This window comes from Celeribacter sp. ULVN23_4, from assembly GCF_054788345.1.
The window spans coordinates 607,460-624,517 of sequence record NZ_JBTVYO010000002.1; the positions used below are offsets into that span (position 1 = coordinate 607,460).

Below are 17,058 nucleotides of genomic sequence, written 5' to 3' on the forward strand. Positions count from 1 at the left end.
CTTAAATTTTACAATCTCAACCGGTCTCAGCCGAGAGCGTAGCCTGCACCGCGCACCGTGCGGACCGGATCTTGCCCGCCATGCTGGCAAAGCGCTTTGCGGAGCCGCCCGATATGAACATCGACCGTCCGGGTGTCGACATAGATGTCACGGCCCCAAACACGGTCGAGAAGCTGTTCACGCGACCAAACTCGGCCCGGCTTCTCCATGAATGTGGACAAAAGACGGAATTCCGTCGGACCAAGCTTCAAAGAGTCCTCCCCGCGCGTCACCCGGTGGGTCTCGCTGTCGAGACGGATGTCTTCGTATTCAAGGACCTGTCCCGTGGCCGCCGGTCGCACGCGGCGCAACTGGGTGCGCACGCGCGCCATCAACTCGATCACCGAATAGGGCTTTACGACATAGTCGTCGGCACCGGTTTCGAGACCGCGCACCCGATCCACCTCTTCGGAACGAGCCGAAAGCATGATGATCGGAATGTCGCGCGTATCGGGACGGGTCTTCAGACGACGGCAAATCTCGATGCCCGACACACCCGGCAGCATCCAGTCAAGGACGATGATATCGGGGTTGTCTTCATCGACATACAAAAGCGCGTCATCGCCGTTCTCGGCCTTGGAAACGGCAAAGCCTTCGGCCTCAAGATTGTAGGCGAGCACTTCCCGCTGCGCAGGTTCGTCCTCGACAACAAGGACGCGGGGTTGGTCAGCGGACATCAGAGATCCTCCGCATCCACGGCCTGCGAGGTCAAATCACCTTTCGGGCGCGGGTCTTCCGGCATTTCGCCGGTCGTCAGATAGATCACCTGCTCGGCAATCGAGGTGGCATGATCGCCCATGCGCTCGATGTTCTTGGCAATGAAATGCAAGTGCATACAGGCGGTGATGTTGCGCGGGTCTTCCATCATGTAGGTGAGGAATTCGCGGAACAGGCCATTGTACATCTGATCAACATCGAGATCGCGGTGACGGACTTCGTTGGCCATAGAGACATCGCGCTGGATATAAGCGTCGAGCGCCAGTTTCAGCATCTCTTCGACTTCGCGCGCCATGCGGCGGATCGACGGAGCCGCCCCCTCAATCGGGTGCATGTTGACCAGAACGCCGGTGCGTTTCGCGAGGTTCTTGGCATAGTCGCCGCAGCGCTCAAGGTTGGTGGAGATTTTCATCACCGTCAGAACCGTGCGCAGGTCAGACGCCGTGGGAGAGCGCAGCGCGATGAGGCGCGCGGCCTCCTCGTTCACGTCTTCCTCGAGCAGGTCGATGGCTTTGTCAGACTGGCGGACCTTTTCGGCCAGCTCCACGTCACGCTCTTCGAGCGCCTGCGCGGCATCCTTGATGGCAGCTTCAACAAGCCCGCCCATTTTCATGATCATGGCCTGAATGGCTTCGAGATCGCGATCGAACGCCGAAGCGATGTGTTTGGTATCGTTATGCATCTCGTCTCTCTCCCTTAGCCGATCCGGCCCGTGATGTAGCTTTCAGTCCGCTCATCTTTCGGGTTGGTGAAGATTTGTTCGGTATCGCCGTATTCCACGAGGTTGCCGAGGTGGAAGAAGGCGGTTTTCTGGCTCACACGGGCGGCCTGTTGCATCGAGTGGGTCACGATGACAACGGAGAAGTTCTCGCGCAGCTCGTCGATCAGCTCCTCGACCTGAAGCGTTGCAATCGGGTCGAGCGCGGAGCACGGCTCGTCCATCAGCAGAACTTCCGGCTCGGTCGCCACGGCGCGGGCAATACACAGACGCTGTTGCTGACCACCAGAGAGGCCAGTGCCCGGCGCATCAAGACGGTCTTTGACCTCATCCCAGATCGCCCCGCGGCGCAGCGCCTTTTCGACGATCTCATCAAGCTCGGCCTTGTTCTTGGCCAGACCGTGGATACGGGGACCATAGGCGATGTTGTCATAGATCGACTTCGGGAACGGGTTCGGACGCTGGAACACCATGCCGACCTTGGCGCGCAGCTGCACCGGGTCGACGCGCTTGTCGTAGATGTTTTCGCCATCGAGCTTGATCTCGCCTTCCACGCGGCAGACGTCGATCGTGTCATTCATGCGGTTCAGACACCGCAGGAAGGTGGACTTGCCACACCCGGACGGGCCGATGAAGGCAGTCACGGTCTTGTCTTTGATCTCCACGTCCACGTCTTTGATCGCGTGGGTGTCGCCGTAGAAAACCTGTACGCCTTTGGCCGAGATTTTGGTGTCGTTCATGTCCACGTCTTTTCTCACAATTCGCATATCGTTCATTGGTTTAACCTCAACTGACCTCGTTACCAACGGCGCTCGAAGCGACGGCGCAAGATGACGGCAATGATATTCATCGTCATCAGGAACACGAGAAGGATGATGATCCCGCCCCAGGCGCGTTCATAATACGCCGGGTCGGCACGTTTGGCCCATTCGTAAATCTGAGCGGGCATAGCGGAGTTCGGCGACAGCAGGCCAGCGGTGATCCCGTCCGGCATGTTCGAAGCGATGTAGCCGATCATCCCGATCAACAGGAGCGGTGCAGATTCCCCAAGCGCCTGCGCCAGACCGATGATGGTCCCGGTCAGAATGCCGGGCATTGCCAGCGGCAGCACATGGTGGAACACCGACTGCATCTTGGACGCGCCCACACCCAGAGCCGCGTCGCGGATCGACGGCGGCACGGCTTTGAGTGACGCGCGCGTCGAGATGATGATCGTCGGAAGCGTCATGAGCGTCAGTACCAGCCCCCCCACCAGCGGCGCGGATTGCGGCAGTCCGCCGAATTGGATGAACACCGCAAGACCGAGAATACCGAAGACGATCGACGGCACGGCGGCGAGGTTCGAAATATTCACCTCGATGAGGTCGGTCCATTTGTTCTGCGGCGCGAATTCCTCAAGATAGATCGAGGCGGCGACACCGATCGGCAGGGCCAGAACCAGCACCACCAGCATCATGAACAGAGAGCCCACCATCGAGACGCCCATCCCGGCCTGTTCTGGACGGCTTTCAGAGGCGTCCGCACCGGTGATAAAGGCGAGGTTGAACGATGTTTTCATCATCCCCGCTTTCACCATCTGATCGGCGATATCGAGGTGCTCGGCATCAAGGTTCTTGTCACGCGCAAGGCTTTCGCGGGTCACACGGCCTTTGAAATAGCCATCGACACGCGAGGACGCCAGCATCCGGAATTCGACGGTTTGACCGACCAGATCGGGGTTGGCGAGCACAGTGTCACGCACCTGCGCCGGAACGGAGGCGGACAGAATGTCTTCGACATCCTTTTCCTTGGCGAAGGGGATCTCGATCCCGGCATCTTTCAGAGCCTTGACCAAGGACGCGGTCACAATCGGCTTGTAGCCGAAGGTCGACACTTTCGCCATTTCCTCAGGGTTGCGGTTGCCCGTCTTGTCGAGCTTGGCTTCCGTGAGTTCCACCGGAATGGTGACGAAGGTCTGTTTGAACGCCCCGACACCGTTCCCGATGATCGAGAACAACAGTGCGACCAGAAAGAACAGGCCGAGTGCGATGGCGCCGATACCATAGGCTTTGAACCGGGTTTCGGCAGCATTGCGGCGTTTCGTGCGGGCGGTCTCCGTGAACAGAGACGATTTGGCGGGGCCGTTATCAGCGGTGAAGTCGGACATCAGTCATACTGCTCCCGGTATTTGCGCACGATGAAGAGCGCGAAGATGTTAAGCGCGAGGGTCATGACGAACAGCGTCATACCGAGGGCGAAAGCGACCAGGGCTTCGGCAGAGGCAAAGTCGGCATCCCCCGTGAGCTGCGACACGATCCGCGTCGTCACGGTGGTCATGGCCTCGAACGGGTTCAGGTTCAGCTTGGCCGCAGCCCCTGCCCCCATCACCACGATCATGGTCTCACCGATGGCGCGCGAGGCGGCCAGAAGGATGGCACCGACGATCCCCGGCAGAGCGGCCGGAAGGACGACCTGTTTCACGGTTTCGGATTTGGTCGCACCAAGGCCGAGGGAGCCATCGCGCATCGACTGCGGCACGGCGTTGATGATGTCATCAGAGAGCGAGGACACGAAGGGGATGAGCATCACGCCCATCACGAGGCCTGCGGTCATCACCGAGCGCCCGCCCTGCATCCAGCCCAGCCCGTCATCGCCGAAGACCGACATAAGAAGCGGACCGACGGTCAGAAGCGCGAAGAGACCGTAAACGATGGTCGGGATCCCCGCGAGAACCTCCAAGGCCGGCTTGGCAATCGCGCGCACCTTCGGGCCTGCATACTCAGACAGGTACACGGCAGCGAAAAGGCCAATTGGCACAGCGACGACCAGCGCGATGAAGGACACGTAGAACGTACCCCAGAACAGCGGCAGGATGCCAAGCTCGGAACCGCCACCGAAAGATGGAGCCCAAGTGGTGCCGAAGAAGAAATCCTTCGCCGGATAGAGTTTAAAGAATTCCAGCGTATTGAAGATCAGCGACAGGACGATCCCCAAGGTGGTCAGAATGGCGATGGAGGCGGCGGCAATCAGAAGTCCGAGAATGACTTTTTCCACATGATTGCGGGCGCGGTATTCCTTGTTCGTCCGCAGAAACGCGTAGGCGAAGCCCCCTAGCGCTACGGCCAGAGCAACCACGGTCATCATCCAGTGACCGACCATGTTCATCGCACGATATTCTTGCGCGGCCTTCAAAACATAAGGCTCAACATTGGAGCCAAGCGCGACGCCGACAGCGCCGAGACGACCGCGAATGTCGGTGAATTCGGCGCGGATGTCACTGGCTTGCGCAGCGGTCATCGCGCCTTCGCGCACCGCGGTGTCAAGACCGTCAGCCACACGGTTCACATCCGACATGACGAGATTCAGCGAGCCCTTATCGGTGTAAGCCGTTTCGGGGATCAGCGAGGACACCTGACCATGGATGACCATCGGTTGAAAGATCAGCCAGAGCAGCAGGACAGCGACACCGGGGATCAGGGTCGCCAGAAAAACATTGGAGCCATAGTAGCTCGGCAAAGAATGAAGCAGTCGGACATCCCCGCCCGCATTGTTCAGGGCACGTTTGCGCCCGGAAATGAAACCAACAAGGCTAAGAGCCGAAATAAGGATGATAAGCCACAATACGGGCATGTGCCGCTCCTTGTGCTGGACGCGATCCGTGGCAACCGCATGTGTCCATTGCAAGATAAGTTTAAACCGGTGTTCCGGATGAGACGCGGCGCGAGTGAAACCCGCGCCGCGCCTGTTGACCTAGAGGTCGAAGCTTATGCGCGAATTACTGCATGATCGTTTCGTCGGAAACAGCAGCCTGAGTGGCAGCCAGTTCCGGGTCGGAGACGAGGCCGTACTCGGCGAGCGGGCCATCCGGGCCAGCCATGTCGTCGGAGACGAAGAATTCAGCGTATTCTTTCAGGCCCGGGATAACGCCGATGTGCGCTTTCTTGATGTAGAAGTACAGCGGACGGGACACCGGGTAGTCGCCGGAAGCGATGCTGTCGGTGGTGGCTTCAACGCCGGACATGGTCGCGGTTTTCAGCTTGTCGGTGTTGTTCTCGTAGAAGGCGAGACCGAACACGCCGATGCCGTTCGGGTTGGCGTCGATGGAAGCGAGGGTTTCGGTGTAGTCGCCGTCGATGTCCACGGATTTGCCGTCGGTGCGGACAGACATACAAGCGCCTTCAGCGTCGTCTTCGGACATGCCGGAAGCAACCATGGCTTCCATAGCGCCGGTGGCTTCACAGCCAGCCACGAGGACTTTTTCTTCGAAAACTTCACGGGTGCCGTGCTTGGTGCCCGGGATGAAGGCCATGATGTCAGCCGCCGGAAGCTCGGCGTTGAACTCGGACCATTGAGCGTAGGTGTTGTCGACCAGCTCGCCGTCTTTCAGGACTTTGGCAGCCAGAGCGTTGTAGATGTCAGCCGGCTCGAAAGCGGTGAAGGCCGGACCGTCGATCTGGGAGGCAAACACGATGCCATCGTAACCGATGCGCACTTCGATGATGTCGGTGACACCAGCTTCGGCACAGGCAGCGATTTCTTTGTCTTTGATTTTGCGGGACGCGTTGGCAACGTCGATGGTGTTTTCGCCAACACCTTCACAGAAGCGCTTGAGACCAGCGGAGGAACCACCGGATTCAACGACCGGGGTCGGGAAGTCGAAGTTTTCACCGAAGGCTTCGGCCACGATGGAAGCGTAGGGCAGAACGGTGGAGGAACCGGCAACCTGCACATTGTCACGGGCCGCTGCGGCGGAGGCGGAGACTGCGGCGATCGCGATCGCGGAAGCGGTCAGTTTCACAAAGGACATCGTATGCTCCTGATTTGCTGTATGTCCGAGAGCGGTATTGCTCTCTCGGAAGGCGGTTTAGGATCGTGGTGCAATGCTTTTGTGAAAGTAATGTAACAGCTTCATGACAAAGCGCATAGAAATCCTAGACATCTTTCAAATTAGCCCAGAAAAAACGAAGAAATTCAGGCAAAAAGCCCGCTACAGACCGTCATGTCGTTCATGATTGTGACAGTGAATTAACCTTTCAAGCCGATCAATTCCCGCATTGGGACCTGAAGAATCTGCCTTTTATGACAGTTTATTCATACGGCAGGATCACAGAGAAGCAGCTGCCCTGCCCCGCATGGCTTTCAATCCTGAGCCGTCCACGGTGACGGTTCAGAATATGCTTCACAATCGCAAGGCCAAGCCCGGTTCCACCCATTTCTCGAGAGCGGTGCGAATCGACGCGGTAGAACCGTTCTGTGAGGCGCGGGATATGCTGAGACGCGATTCCCTCGCCCTGATCGGACACATCGACGCGCACGGCCTGAGAGCGCATGGTCGGCTCATCGGTATGAGAGGTCAGACACACGCGCACTTCGCGGTCGCGCCCGCCGTATTTGATCGCGTTCTCGATCAGGTTGGTGAACACCTGTGTCAGCTGATCGTGATCTCCCGGCACCTCTTCGCTGCCCTCGGCACCTTCGACAATAAGCGTCACGTTTTGCGCGGCGGCCACGGGCTGCAAACTCAACACGACCGACCGCAGAAGCGCGGCCACATCGACCTGATCGGTCGGGCGCACCCGGCGCTCCGATTCCACACGGCTCAGCGACAGCAAATCACCAACGATCCGATTCATCCGCTTGGCTTCACGGTCCATAATTCCGAGGAAGCGCTCGCGGGCCTTGGAATCTTCTGCCGCCGGCCCCAAGAGCGTCTCAATGAACCCAAGCACCGCCGTCAAAGGCGTCCGCAACTCATGGCTCACATTCGCCACGAAGTCGCGGCGCATCTGCCCGGCCTCGTAGAGTTCGGTCTTATCTTCGAAGGCGACGGTGACACAGGCGAAATCCCCGGCGATCACCGGGCGCAGCACCACATCATAGACCAGTTCGCGCTGGCTCTCCGTGATCCGATACACCGCCTCGGCCGGTTCGGACAGGCGCAACACGTTCTCAATCGCATCCAAAAGCATCGGTTGCCGCAGAACAGTGATGTAATGCCGCCCGACCATCTGCTCATTGAACAGCGCACGCGCGGGCGCATTGGCCGCCATGATCCGCTCATCACGCCCAATGGCGACGACAGGGAATGGCATGGCATCCGCGAGGGCGCCGACCATGTCGCTGTCGTGAGACCGAGTTGTCACAGTGTATTGCATCGAAAAATCCTGATTGCAGGCTGCCTATAGCGGGCATGTAACCCTTTCATGACAGGTCGAATAGATCAAACCCGACCGGCTCTGTTGTGTTGCCAAACCCTGCGCGGCACATACAGATGTTTGCTCTGCCCAAGATCACAACCCTTGCAACATGCAACTATTTCCCATTTTGAGAAAAATATTGTTGCATTATCTGTACTTTTGCTCGTTTTGTCGCAGAAAACGAAACAAATAAAATAGGACATCGGGCACATGGGCAGCATTAGACAAAAAGCATTTGCGCAGCTCGCGACCGGAACGCTCGGATCACAGGCCGACGAGGAAGGTCTGGTTCTTATGGTGGGCGCGCCTCAGTCCCCGCACACCCTCAATACCTATTTCCCCCACCGTACCGGCGACTTTTTTATCGAATTTTCTGAGCTCACCCCGGAGCTTTTGAGCAGCATTGGCCCGATGAGTGTTGTTGCACCGGTTCTCACCGACACTTTCGATTGCCTGAATCTGGCGGATTTTCTCACCATGTCCGGATATAAGGGCATGCTTCATATCATTGCGCGCGGCATGCCGCGTCCGGACATGATCAAGAGAGAGCTTCGCACCTTGTATCCGAACCTTGATCTGGACGTGCTGCGCCCGGAAGATGATATCGCCCCGGCTATTGTGCACTGAGCCAGAAATAAGGGGCCCCGCAGGCCCCCCCAAGATCAGATCGCTTTTAGACCGTCGCGATACCGTCGCGCATTCTGTTGGTAATGCAAGGCAGAGGCCTTCAGCCCGGCGATCTGTGCCTCGGTCAGCTCGCGGACAATCTTGCCCGGGCTTCCCATCACCAAAGAGCCATCGGGAATTTCCTTGCCTTCCGTGATCAGCGCACAGGCCCCGATCAGACAGTTCTTGCCAATCTTCGCGCCATTGAGAACCGTCGCGCCCATTCCGATCAGGGTGTTCTCCCCGATCGTGCAGCCATGCAGCATCGCTTTATGCCCAATGGTACAGCCCGCGCCGATGCTCAAAGGATAGCCCATATCCGTATGGCAGACCGTGCTTTCCTGGATATTCGTCCCCTCGCCCACGAAGATCATCTCATTGTCACCGCGCAGCGTTGCGCCAAACCAAATGCTCGTGGCCTCTTCCAGCACAACCTTACCGATCACATTCGCATCCGGCGCGACCCAATAGTCGCCATTCTCCGGCAGAACCGGCGCGTGATCGTCCAAAGTATACAGCGTCATCCCTCGACCTCCTCGAATTCCGCCTGAAGTTTGCGCACGAAGCCCATGAGGCCCGGTTGTTGCGCACGTTTCAGCCGCTCCGCCGATACGATGGTCTTCAAGCGTTCGAAAGTCACGTCGAGATCGTCATTCACCAGAACATAGTGATAGCCATCCCAATGGCTGATCTCGTCCCAGCTTTGCTTCATCCGCTTGGCGATTACCTCGGGCGCGTCCACACCCCGCCCTTCGAGACGACGACGCAGCTCGGTGATCGAGGGCGGCAGGATGAACACCGACAGCACGTGATCGCGCAGCACGGAATTGGAGATTTGTTGCGCCCCCTGCCAATCGACGTCGAACAGAACATCGCGCCCCTCTTCGATCGCCTCACGGACAGGACCGGCCGGGGAACCATAGTAATTGCCGAACACATTGGCGTGCTCCAGCATCTCGCCTTCATCGACCATCTTTTTGAACTCCGGCTCATCAACGAAGTGATAGTGGACGCCATTCTCCTCCCCCTCGCGGGGGGAACGGGTCGTCGCAGATACGGAGAAATTCAGGCTCTCGTCCCATTGCATCAGGCGACGCGCGAGCGTGGATTTCCCTGCGCCCGAGGGCGAGGACAGAATAATCAAAAGGCCACGCCGGTCGGCAGTCATGTGCAAGATCTCCCCTGTGCCAATGCTTGATCCGTCCTTAGCAGCCCCTATGCGGCTTGGAAAGCAGGCAACCAATGAGACACCGCATGAAAAAGGCGACCTCAATTAAGGCCTAAATGCGGCACTTCAACAAAAAAGACTCAGCGGTATCGTTACAACCTACACAGCGAAAACGCTTCGCAACACCTCAAAGCGGACGGAGCAAAAGAGATGAAAATGCCACAACCTCAGTTGTGAAACCTCGGGAATGGCCTCGCGAGCCCATCGTGCAAGAAAAACAACGTCTTGTTTTACTTTTGCTTTCCATTTTTTGCACAGAACAGAAGATTACCCTTACGTCATTATGGGAATTTCCAATACGCCATCATTTTGTTTCATGTTAACCATTCGTTAGGATTTTCCACCAAATCAGGCAAGTTCGTGGCATATTCGGGTCAACAAGGCGACCAGCCTTCTGGTCAGACCAAAAATCAAATGCAACTGCGGGAACATCCGAGGCCATCACAGGCGTCGGAACAGTGTTCAGAATGACCTCCCGCCACCAAATGCACCCTTCGTAAGGGTCCCATTCAGGGTCCGGCCTGACACACCGGTCAAAGAGATAGGTGATGAGATGACAACGGAACATGCCAAAGGCTCGAATGTGGTTTCCCTGATGAACCGCTTGGGCAACGCTCACTTCCCGGCCCTGAAAACGGTCGAAGCCTATTGGGATGGGCTCCGCAATGGCCGCCCGGTGCCTGCCCGTTCAGACATTGATCCGCGCGGGATGCAATCTGCGCTTGAATACGCCTTCATCCTTGAACGCATCGCACCCGGCGTTGCCCGTTTTCGTCTGGCAGGCATGCATCTGACCGATCTGATGGGGATGGAAGTGCGGGGCATGCCGCTCACCGCGATGTTCGTCCCTGAAAGTCGCGCAGAACTGTCCGAAGCGCTTGAGGCGGTTTTTGCGACGCCCCAGATCACCACGCTCACCTTGAAAGCAGAATGCGGGATCGGGCGCGGTGCAATGGATGCGCAGATTTTGCTCTGCCCGTTGAAATCGGATTTGGGCGATGTGAATCGGATTCTCGGCTGCTTGCAGTCGCGCGGCGAGATTGGCCGGCAACCGCGACGCTTTGAGGTATCAGAAGTTCACTACCGTCCGCTTGTCGGCAACCCCACGGAACAGACCTTCGCGACACGCGGAAAACCCGCATCCGACGCGGCTGGTTTCGCCGACAGCAAACACGATTTCGGGAAAAAGAAATCCGACACAACGCATAAGGTCGAAGCGCCGCGCGCGAAACCGACGTTAGACGCAGGTGAACCGAAGCGTGGCAAACCGATGCTGCGCTTGGTGCGCAGCGACGACTGACGGATCGCTCACAGCCGCGCACCGTCCCTCGCGAATCCCCTCTTTTCGCTTTCAAAGCCAAGCCTCACATGCTCCTCTGCCCTCAACACAAGAGCATCGCATGATCACCTACGCCATCGAACCCGATCTTTCCGCCAATGAATTTCTTGCTCTGCTCGCAGCCTCCACGCTCGCAGAGCGTCGTCCGATGGATCAGCCGCAGCGGATCGCCAAGATGCTTGCGGGCTCCGATCTGATTGTGACGGCACGGGATTCCGCGGGTCATCTCGCCGGGGTGGCGCGCTCCGTCACCGATTTCGCCTATTGCCTCTATTGCTCCGATCTCGCAGTCGATCAAAAGTTTCAGGGGCGCGGCATCGGAAAAGCGCTCCTGCGCGAAACGGTCAAAGCCGCACCTGAAGTGAGAACACATCTGCTCCTGTCAGCGCCCGGAGCCATGTCATTCTATGCGGCGGCTGGCTATGAACCTTCCGGAAACTGCTTCATCTTCCATCGCGGGACATGAAAAAGCCGGACCTCAAGCCCGGCTTTCAATCATTTGATTTTCAACCAGATTACGCGGTTGCGGCAATCGTTTCCGGGGTCTGACCTTTTTGCAGCTCTTCGGCCACGAGGAAGGCAAGCTCCAGCGATTGCGACGCGTTGAGACGCGGATCGCAAGCGGTGTGGTAACGATCGGCCAGATTTTCGTCCGACACGGCACGCAGACCGCCGGTGCATTCGGTCACGTCCTGACCGGTCATCTCGAAATGCACGCCGCCCGGGATGGTGCCCTGATCGCGGTGCACGGCGAAGAATTCCTGCACCTCGGAGAGCACCTGTTCGAACGGGCGCGTCTTGTAGCCGCTCTCGGATTTGATCGTGTTGCCATGCATGGCATCGCAGGACCAAACCACATTGGCACCTTCTGATTTCACCGTCTCGATGAGACGCGGCAGGTGATCCGCCACCTTGCCTGCACCAAAACGTGCGATGAGCGTCAGACGACCGGCTTCGTTCTCCGGGTTCAGCTTTTCCATCAGAACCTTGAGATCTTCGGCGGTGGTGGTCGGGCCGCATTTCAGGCCGATCGGGTTCTGCACGCCACGGCAGAATTCCACATGCGCACCATCAGGCTGACGGGTCCGGTCGCCGATCCAGATCATATGGCCGGACCCCGCAATCGTAGCGCCGGTGGTGCTGTCAACGCGGCAGAGCGCCTCTTCGTATTCCAGCAAAAGCGCCTCATGCGAGGTGTAGAAATCCACCGTGTGCAGATCGTGGTTGTTCTCGGAGGTCATCCCCGCCGCTTTCATGAAATCGAGCGCATCTTGAATGCGGTTCGCCATGTCGCGGTATTTCTCCGCCTCATCCGATTCCGTGAAGCCGAGCGTCCAGGCGTGAACCCGGTGAATGTCAGCAAAACCGCCTTTGGAGAAGGCGCGCAGAAGGTTGAGGGACGCAGCAGCCTGTGTATAGGCCTGCAGCATGCGGTGCGGATCGGGTACGCGAGAAGATTCGTCGAAATCGAAGCCGTTGATGATGTCACCACGGTAGGACGGCAGTTCCACACCGTTCACGGTTTCGGTCGGGGCCGAACGCGGTTTCGCGAACTGACCGGCCATACGGCCGACCTTCACCACCGGCACTTTCGCGCCGAACGTCAGGACCATCGCCATTTGCAGCATGACCTTAAACGTGTCGCGGATTTGGTCCGCCCCGAATTCGGCAAAGCTTTCGGCGCAGTCGCCACCTTGCAGAAGGAAGGCTTCGCCGCGCGAGGCTTTCGCCAGATCACGCTTGAGCTTACGCACCTCGCCCGCAAAGACGAGCGGCGGATATTTGGCAAGCTGTGCCTCAACGGCATTCAGCGCGGCCTCGTCCGTATAGTCGGGCATCTGCACACGCGGTTTGTTGCGCCATGCGGTTTTCACCCAATCCGTCATCGTCTCTACTCCAAAACGGTTAATATTCTCCTCCCTCCCATGCGGCCGTTAGCGTTAGCAAACATGGGTGGTCTGCGGAGTTATAGTGGGCTGAGCGCTCTGAGAAAACCCAAAACAGTTGGAAAATGTCGCGCAAATCGAGAGCAAATGCCCATTTCATGCGCGGATCACGGTATTGGCGCAATGCGGTAAGCCGCACCATCAATGACAGAAAGGAACCAGATCGCGCCATCAGGCGCTTCGACCACATCGCGAACCCGTCCGGTTTCGGGCCATTGCCATAGGGTTTCCCGGTTCAAATCAGGTGTCATGACAGAAATATAGTCGAACTTGAGAGAGCCAATCAGGTGCGCCCCTTTCAGATCCGGAAACAACGCCCCGGAATAGATCGCATAGCCGGAGGGCGCGATGGATGGGGTCCATTGATGAGCGGGCGGCTCGGTGCCCTCAAGAGCGGTCGGTGCGAAACGTCCGCCGCCGTAATTCTCGCCATAGGTGGTGAGCGGCCAACCAAAATTGCCGCCCTTTATCACGCGGTTGATCTCATCTCCGCCCTGCGGCCCATGTTCATTGACCCAAAGCCGACCCTCCGCATCCAACGCCGCGCCTTGTGGATTGCGGTGCCCATAGGACCAAATCATCAGGAGCACGCCGTCCCGCCCAATGAAAGCATTGTCGCTCGGCACGGTCCCGTCCCGATTGAGGCGAAGCACGGAGCCGTTCGCCCGGCTCAGATCCTGTGCGGCGGATCGCTCCCCGCGCTCGCCAACCGTGAGGAACAGCGTTCCGTCAGGGGCCTCCACAATCCGCGCGCCAAAATGCTGCCCTTTCCGGCTGCCGGATTTCATCGCGAAAAGATCGTGAAAACCTTCGAGCCGCCCCTCGATCAGCCGCCCAACCCCGAGCGCCGTTCCGGCCCCGCCCCGCATCGGTTTGGAATAGCTCAGGAAAATCTCGCGACTTGTGGCAAAATCGCGGGGGACCATGACGTCAAGCAAACCGCCCTGCCCGTTGTCCCAGACCTTTGGCACGCCGGACACAGTCTTCAGTTCCCCATCTTTCAACAAGAGAAGCCGCCCATCGACTTCGGTGATAAGAACGCCCCCATCCGGGAGAAATTCAATCGCCCAAGGTGCAGAGAGCCCGGTGACGACGGGCGACACCTCAACGCTTCGTGTGCCAGCCATACGTTCCTTTGCCCCTCCCGGCATCGGCAGAGCGAAAAGCAGAAGACAGAAAACGATACGAAACATGGCACCCCCGGCGTAAGAACAAGACATACAAAAGGTAAGGCGTAGCCCTCAACGATCAACGCCGAAACTGAGTCGCCTCACATGTCGGCGGAAATGCACAGGCGAGACGGGAGGATCACGCCATCAAATCGCGCGGGATTGTCAGATTTTGAGCAAATGCACCAAAGACGTACAAAGAACGGAACGGCATATCTTTCCATCCAGTCAAAGCCCGTCTACGCTCCGGCCACAGAACAAGATACAAAACAGGGAGAATTCTCGTATGAAAAAGCTGCTTCTGGCTTCCACCGCCGCCACTCTTTTGTCTGGCGCCGCATTTGCCGAAGACGTCAAAGTGGGCGTCATCCTCGGCTTCACCGGCCCGATTGAATCGCTGACCCCCGACATGGCGGCAAGCGCGGAACTCGCCTTCAAGGAAGTTTCCGAAAGCGGTACTTTCCTCGGTGGCAGCACCATCACCCCGATGCGGGCAGACAGCACCTGTATCGACGCCGCCGCGGCCTCTGCGGCTGCCGAGCGTCTGATCACCGCTGACGGTGTCGTCGCGATCATGGGCGCTGACTGTTCCGGCGTCACCGGCGCGGTTCTGTCGAACGTGGCCGTGCCAAACGGTGTCGTGATGATCTCGCCGTCTGCAACCTCCCCGGGCCTCTCCACCGTCGAAGACAACGGCCTGTTCTTCCGCACCTCGCCGTCGGATGCCCGTCAGGGTGAAATCCTCGCAGATGTGCTTGAAGAAAAAGGTATCAAATCTGTTGCAGTGACCTACACCAACTCCGACTACGGCAAAGGCCTCTCTGACGCCTTCGCCGCGTCCTTCGACGGTGAAATCACCATCAACGCCTCGCACGAAGACGGCAAAGCCGACTACTCCGCAGAGATCGCCGCTCTGGCCTCCGCTGGCGGCGAAGTTCTGGTCGTTCTGGGCTATGTCGATCAAGGCGGCAAAGGCATCATCCAAGCCTCTGCAGACACCGGCGCATTCGACACCTACCTGATGGGCGATGGCATGTATGGTGACAGCCTGATCGCCGATCTCGGTGATCTGGTCGAAGGTTCCATGGGCATCGTGCCCTGGGCCGAAGGCGAAGGCACCGACGCGTTCAACGCGCTGGGCGAATCTGCCGGCATCAACGTGCAATCCGCTTACACGCGTGAATCCTATGATGCTGGCGCTCTGATCGCGCTCGCAATGGCCAAGGGTGGCGAAGCCACGAAAGAAGCCGTCGCGGCCAACGTCCTCGACGTTGCCAACGCTCCGGGCGAGCCGATCCTGCCGGGCGAGTTGGACAAAGCTCTGAAAATCCTCGCGGAAGGTGGCGACATCGACTACGTCGGCGCAACCAATGTCGAGCTGATCGGACCGGGCGAAGCTGCTGGCTCCTACCGCTACTACACCGTGACCGACGGCGCTTTCGAGACCGTTGACATCCGCTAAGAGGCGGCGTCACAGACGACACCGGCCCGGGGCGTTTGACGTCCCGGGCTACATTTATTATCCGGCCCGCTTGCCAAGACGTCGGAACAGACACGGGACATACATACATGATCGAAGTGCGTGATCTGCACATGCATTTCGGCGGTTTTCGCGCGGTGGACGGCGCTTCGCTCACGCTTGAGCAAGGGTCCATCACGGGGCTGATCGGCCCCAACGGCGCGGGGAAAACGTCGCTCTTCAACTGCATTGCCGGGGTTCTGACCCCGACCTCTGGACAGGTCTTGTTCAACGGCGAGGACATCACGGGCCTCAAGCCGCACGAGCTGTTCCACAAAGGCATTCTGCGCACCTTCCAGATCGCGCATGAATTCGGCTCGATGACCTGCCGCGAGAACCTGATGATGGTGCCCGCGGGTCAGTCGGGCGAGACGCTTTGGAACACATGGTTCGGACGCAAACGGATTGCCGACGAGGAACGCGCGCTGCGCGCGAAGGCCGACGAGGTCTTGGAGTTCCTGACGATTTCTCATATCGCGGATCTGAAAGCGGGCGAGGTTTCCGGTGGCCAGAAAAAGCTACTGGAGCTGGGCCGCACCATGATGGTGGACGCGAAAATCGTGTTCCTCGATGAGGTCGGCGCGGGCGTAAACCGCACGCTGCTCTATACGATCGGCGACGCGATCAAACGTCTCAACGTCGAGCGCGGCTATACTTTCTGTATGATCGAGCACGACATGGACTTCATCAAACAGCTTTGCGACCCGGTGATCGTCATGGCGCAGGGTCAGGTCATGGCGACCGGCTCCGCCGATGAGATCATGCAGAACGAGGCGGTGATCGAGGCCTATCTCGGCACCGGCGTGAAGAACAAGAAAACGGAGGAGGCCGAATGACTTTCCTCCACGCAAACGAAATGCGCGGCGGCTACGGCAATGGTGCGGACATCCTGCACGGCTGTACGCTGACGGTGCAAAAGGGCGAGATCGCTGTGATCGTCGGCCCCAACGGCGCGGGCAAATCGACCGCGATGAAGGCCGTCTTCGGGATGCTGAACCTGCGCGATGGGCATGTGCATCTCGACGGCGAAGACATCACCGGGCTCAGCCCGCAAGAACGTGTCCGCAAGGGCATGGGATTCGTGCCCCAGACCCACAATATTTTCCCGACCATGACGGTCCGCGAGAATCTTGAGATGGGCGCTTTCATCCGTGAAGACGATTATGAGCAGACCATCGAACAGGTCTATGAGCTCTTCCCGGCAGTCTATGAGAAGCGCGATCAGAACGCGGGCGAATTGTCCGGCGGTCAGCGCCAGCAGGTTGCCGTCGGCCGCGCTCTGATGACCCAGCCGAAGCTTTTGATGCTTGATGAGCCGACCGCAGGCGTGTCGCCCATCGTTATGGACGAGCTGTTCGACCGGATCATCGAGGTTGCCAAGACTGGCATTTCCATTCTCATGGTGGAACAGAACGCCCGTCAGGCGCTTGAGATCGCGGATAAGGGCTATGTGCTTGTCCAAGGCGCGAATGCCTATACCGACACGGGGGCCAATCTTCTGGCTGATCCCGAAGTCCGCCGCACGTTCTTGGGGGGCTGAT

General features: G+C 58.5%; 17 protein-coding genes. 6 read left to right on the forward strand and 11 right to left on the reverse strand.

Annotated elements, in window-relative coordinates:
• Nucleotides 1–26: 26 nt before the first annotated feature.
• The 7 genes from phoB to ACYBHZ_RS08320 form a co-directional block, all read right to left on the reverse strand.
• Complete coding sequence (phoB, locus tag ACYBHZ_RS08290; RefSeq protein WP_460273785.1) at nt 27–716, reverse strand: phosphate regulon transcriptional regulator PhoB; 690 nt, start codon at nt 714–716, stop codon at nt 27–29.
• Nucleotides 716–1,438, reverse strand: a complete 723-nt coding sequence (gene phoU, locus ACYBHZ_RS08295; RefSeq protein WP_460273786.1) for a phosphate signaling complex protein PhoU — start codon at nt 1,436–1,438, stop codon at nt 716–718. The genes phoB and phoU overlap by 1 nt, the downstream gene beginning before the upstream one ends.
• Before the next feature lie 14 nt (nt 1,439–1,452).
• Entirely contained in the window at nt 1,453–2,250 is a 798-nt protein-coding gene (gene pstB, locus ACYBHZ_RS08300) for a phosphate ABC transporter ATP-binding protein PstB (RefSeq protein WP_460273787.1), read from the reverse strand.
• A gap of 23 nt (nt 2,251–2,273) precedes the next feature.
• A complete protein-coding gene (pstA, locus tag ACYBHZ_RS08305; RefSeq protein WP_460273788.1) occupies nt 2,274–3,620 on the reverse strand; it encodes a phosphate ABC transporter permease PstA in 1,347 nt (448 codons plus the stop codon).
• Nucleotides 3,620–5,083: a phosphate ABC transporter permease subunit PstC gene (pstC, locus tag ACYBHZ_RS08310; RefSeq protein ID WP_460273789.1), complete on the reverse strand. Its 1,464-nt coding sequence runs from the start codon at nt 5,081–5,083 to the stop codon at nt 3,620–3,622. Before pstC ends, pstA begins: the two co-directional genes overlap by 1 nt.
• A gap of 145 nt (nt 5,084–5,228) precedes the next feature.
• Nucleotides 5,229–6,260: a substrate-binding domain-containing protein gene (locus ACYBHZ_RS08315; protein ID WP_460273790.1), complete on the reverse strand. Its 1,032-nt coding sequence runs from the start codon at nt 6,258–6,260 to the stop codon at nt 5,229–5,231.
• A gap of 280 nt (nt 6,261–6,540) precedes the next feature.
• Nucleotides 6,541–7,608 carry a sensor histidine kinase gene (locus ACYBHZ_RS08320; RefSeq protein ID WP_460273791.1) on the reverse strand — a complete coding sequence of 356 codons (1,068 nt, stop codon included), beginning with the start codon at nt 7,606–7,608 and terminating at the stop codon, nt 6,541–6,543.
• Between the two features lie 252 nt (nt 7,609–7,860).
• Between ACYBHZ_RS08320 and ACYBHZ_RS08325 the strand changes: the two genes are divergently transcribed.
• Nucleotides 7,861–8,277, forward strand: coding sequence for a hypothetical protein (locus ACYBHZ_RS08325; protein WP_460273792.1), 417 nt, complete (start codon nt 7,861–7,863; stop codon nt 8,275–8,277).
• Between the two features lie 35 nt (nt 8,278–8,312).
• On the opposite strand, the gene ACYBHZ_RS08330 is transcribed toward ACYBHZ_RS08325, so the two are convergent.
• Nucleotides 8,313–8,840, reverse strand: coding sequence for a gamma carbonic anhydrase family protein (locus ACYBHZ_RS08330; protein ID WP_460273793.1), 528 nt, complete (start codon nt 8,838–8,840; stop codon nt 8,313–8,315).
• Nucleotides 8,837–9,484 (reverse strand): guanylate kinase, encoded by a 648-nt coding sequence (gene gmk / locus ACYBHZ_RS08335; RefSeq protein WP_460273794.1) that lies wholly within the window; start codon nt 9,482–9,484, stop codon nt 8,837–8,839. The genes ACYBHZ_RS08330 and gmk overlap by 4 nt, the downstream gene beginning before the upstream one ends.
• A gap of 613 nt (nt 9,485–10,097) precedes the next feature.
• On the opposite strand from gmk, the gene ACYBHZ_RS08340 reads away from it, so the two are divergent.
• Nucleotides 10,098–10,844 (forward strand): PAS domain-containing protein, encoded by a 747-nt coding sequence (locus ACYBHZ_RS08340; RefSeq protein ID WP_460273795.1) that lies wholly within the window; start codon nt 10,098–10,100, stop codon nt 10,842–10,844.
• Nucleotides 10,845–10,944: 100 nt separating this feature from the next.
• Nucleotides 10,945–11,349 carry a GNAT family N-acetyltransferase gene (locus tag ACYBHZ_RS08345; RefSeq protein WP_460273796.1) on the forward strand — a complete coding sequence of 135 codons (405 nt, stop codon included), beginning with the start codon at nt 10,945–10,947 and terminating at the stop codon, nt 11,347–11,349.
• Between the two features lie 49 nt (nt 11,350–11,398).
• On the opposite strand, the gene ACYBHZ_RS08350 is transcribed toward ACYBHZ_RS08345, so the two are convergent.
• A complete protein-coding gene (locus ACYBHZ_RS08350; protein ID WP_460273797.1) occupies nt 11,399–12,769 on the reverse strand; it encodes a class II 3-deoxy-7-phosphoheptulonate synthase in 1,371 nt (456 codons plus the stop codon).
• A gap of 167 nt (nt 12,770–12,936) precedes the next feature.
• The gene (locus ACYBHZ_RS08355; RefSeq protein ID WP_460273798.1) at nt 12,937–14,022 is read right to left on the reverse strand and encodes a PQQ-dependent sugar dehydrogenase; all 1,086 of its coding nucleotides are present in this window, start codon (nt 14,020–14,022) and stop codon (nt 12,937–12,939) included.
• A gap of 262 nt (nt 14,023–14,284) precedes the next feature.
• On the opposite strand from ACYBHZ_RS08355, the gene ACYBHZ_RS08360 reads away from it, so the two are divergent.
• The 3 genes from ACYBHZ_RS08360 to ACYBHZ_RS08370 all read left to right on the forward strand — a co-directional run bounded on the left by ACYBHZ_RS08360 (nt 14,285) and on the right by ACYBHZ_RS08370 (nt 17,057).
• Complete coding sequence (locus tag ACYBHZ_RS08360) at nt 14,285–15,460, forward strand: ABC transporter substrate-binding protein (protein WP_460273799.1); 1,176 nt, start codon at nt 14,285–14,287, stop codon at nt 15,458–15,460.
• A gap of 107 nt (nt 15,461–15,567) precedes the next feature.
• Nucleotides 15,568–16,353 carry an ABC transporter ATP-binding protein gene (locus ACYBHZ_RS08365; protein WP_460273800.1) on the forward strand — a complete coding sequence of 262 codons (786 nt, stop codon included), beginning with the start codon at nt 15,568–15,570 and terminating at the stop codon, nt 16,351–16,353.
• A complete protein-coding gene (locus ACYBHZ_RS08370; protein ID WP_460273801.1) occupies nt 16,350–17,057 on the forward strand; it encodes an ABC transporter ATP-binding protein in 708 nt (235 codons plus the stop codon). The genes ACYBHZ_RS08365 and ACYBHZ_RS08370 overlap by 4 nt, the downstream gene beginning before the upstream one ends.
• Nucleotide 17,058 lies beyond the last annotated feature (1 nt).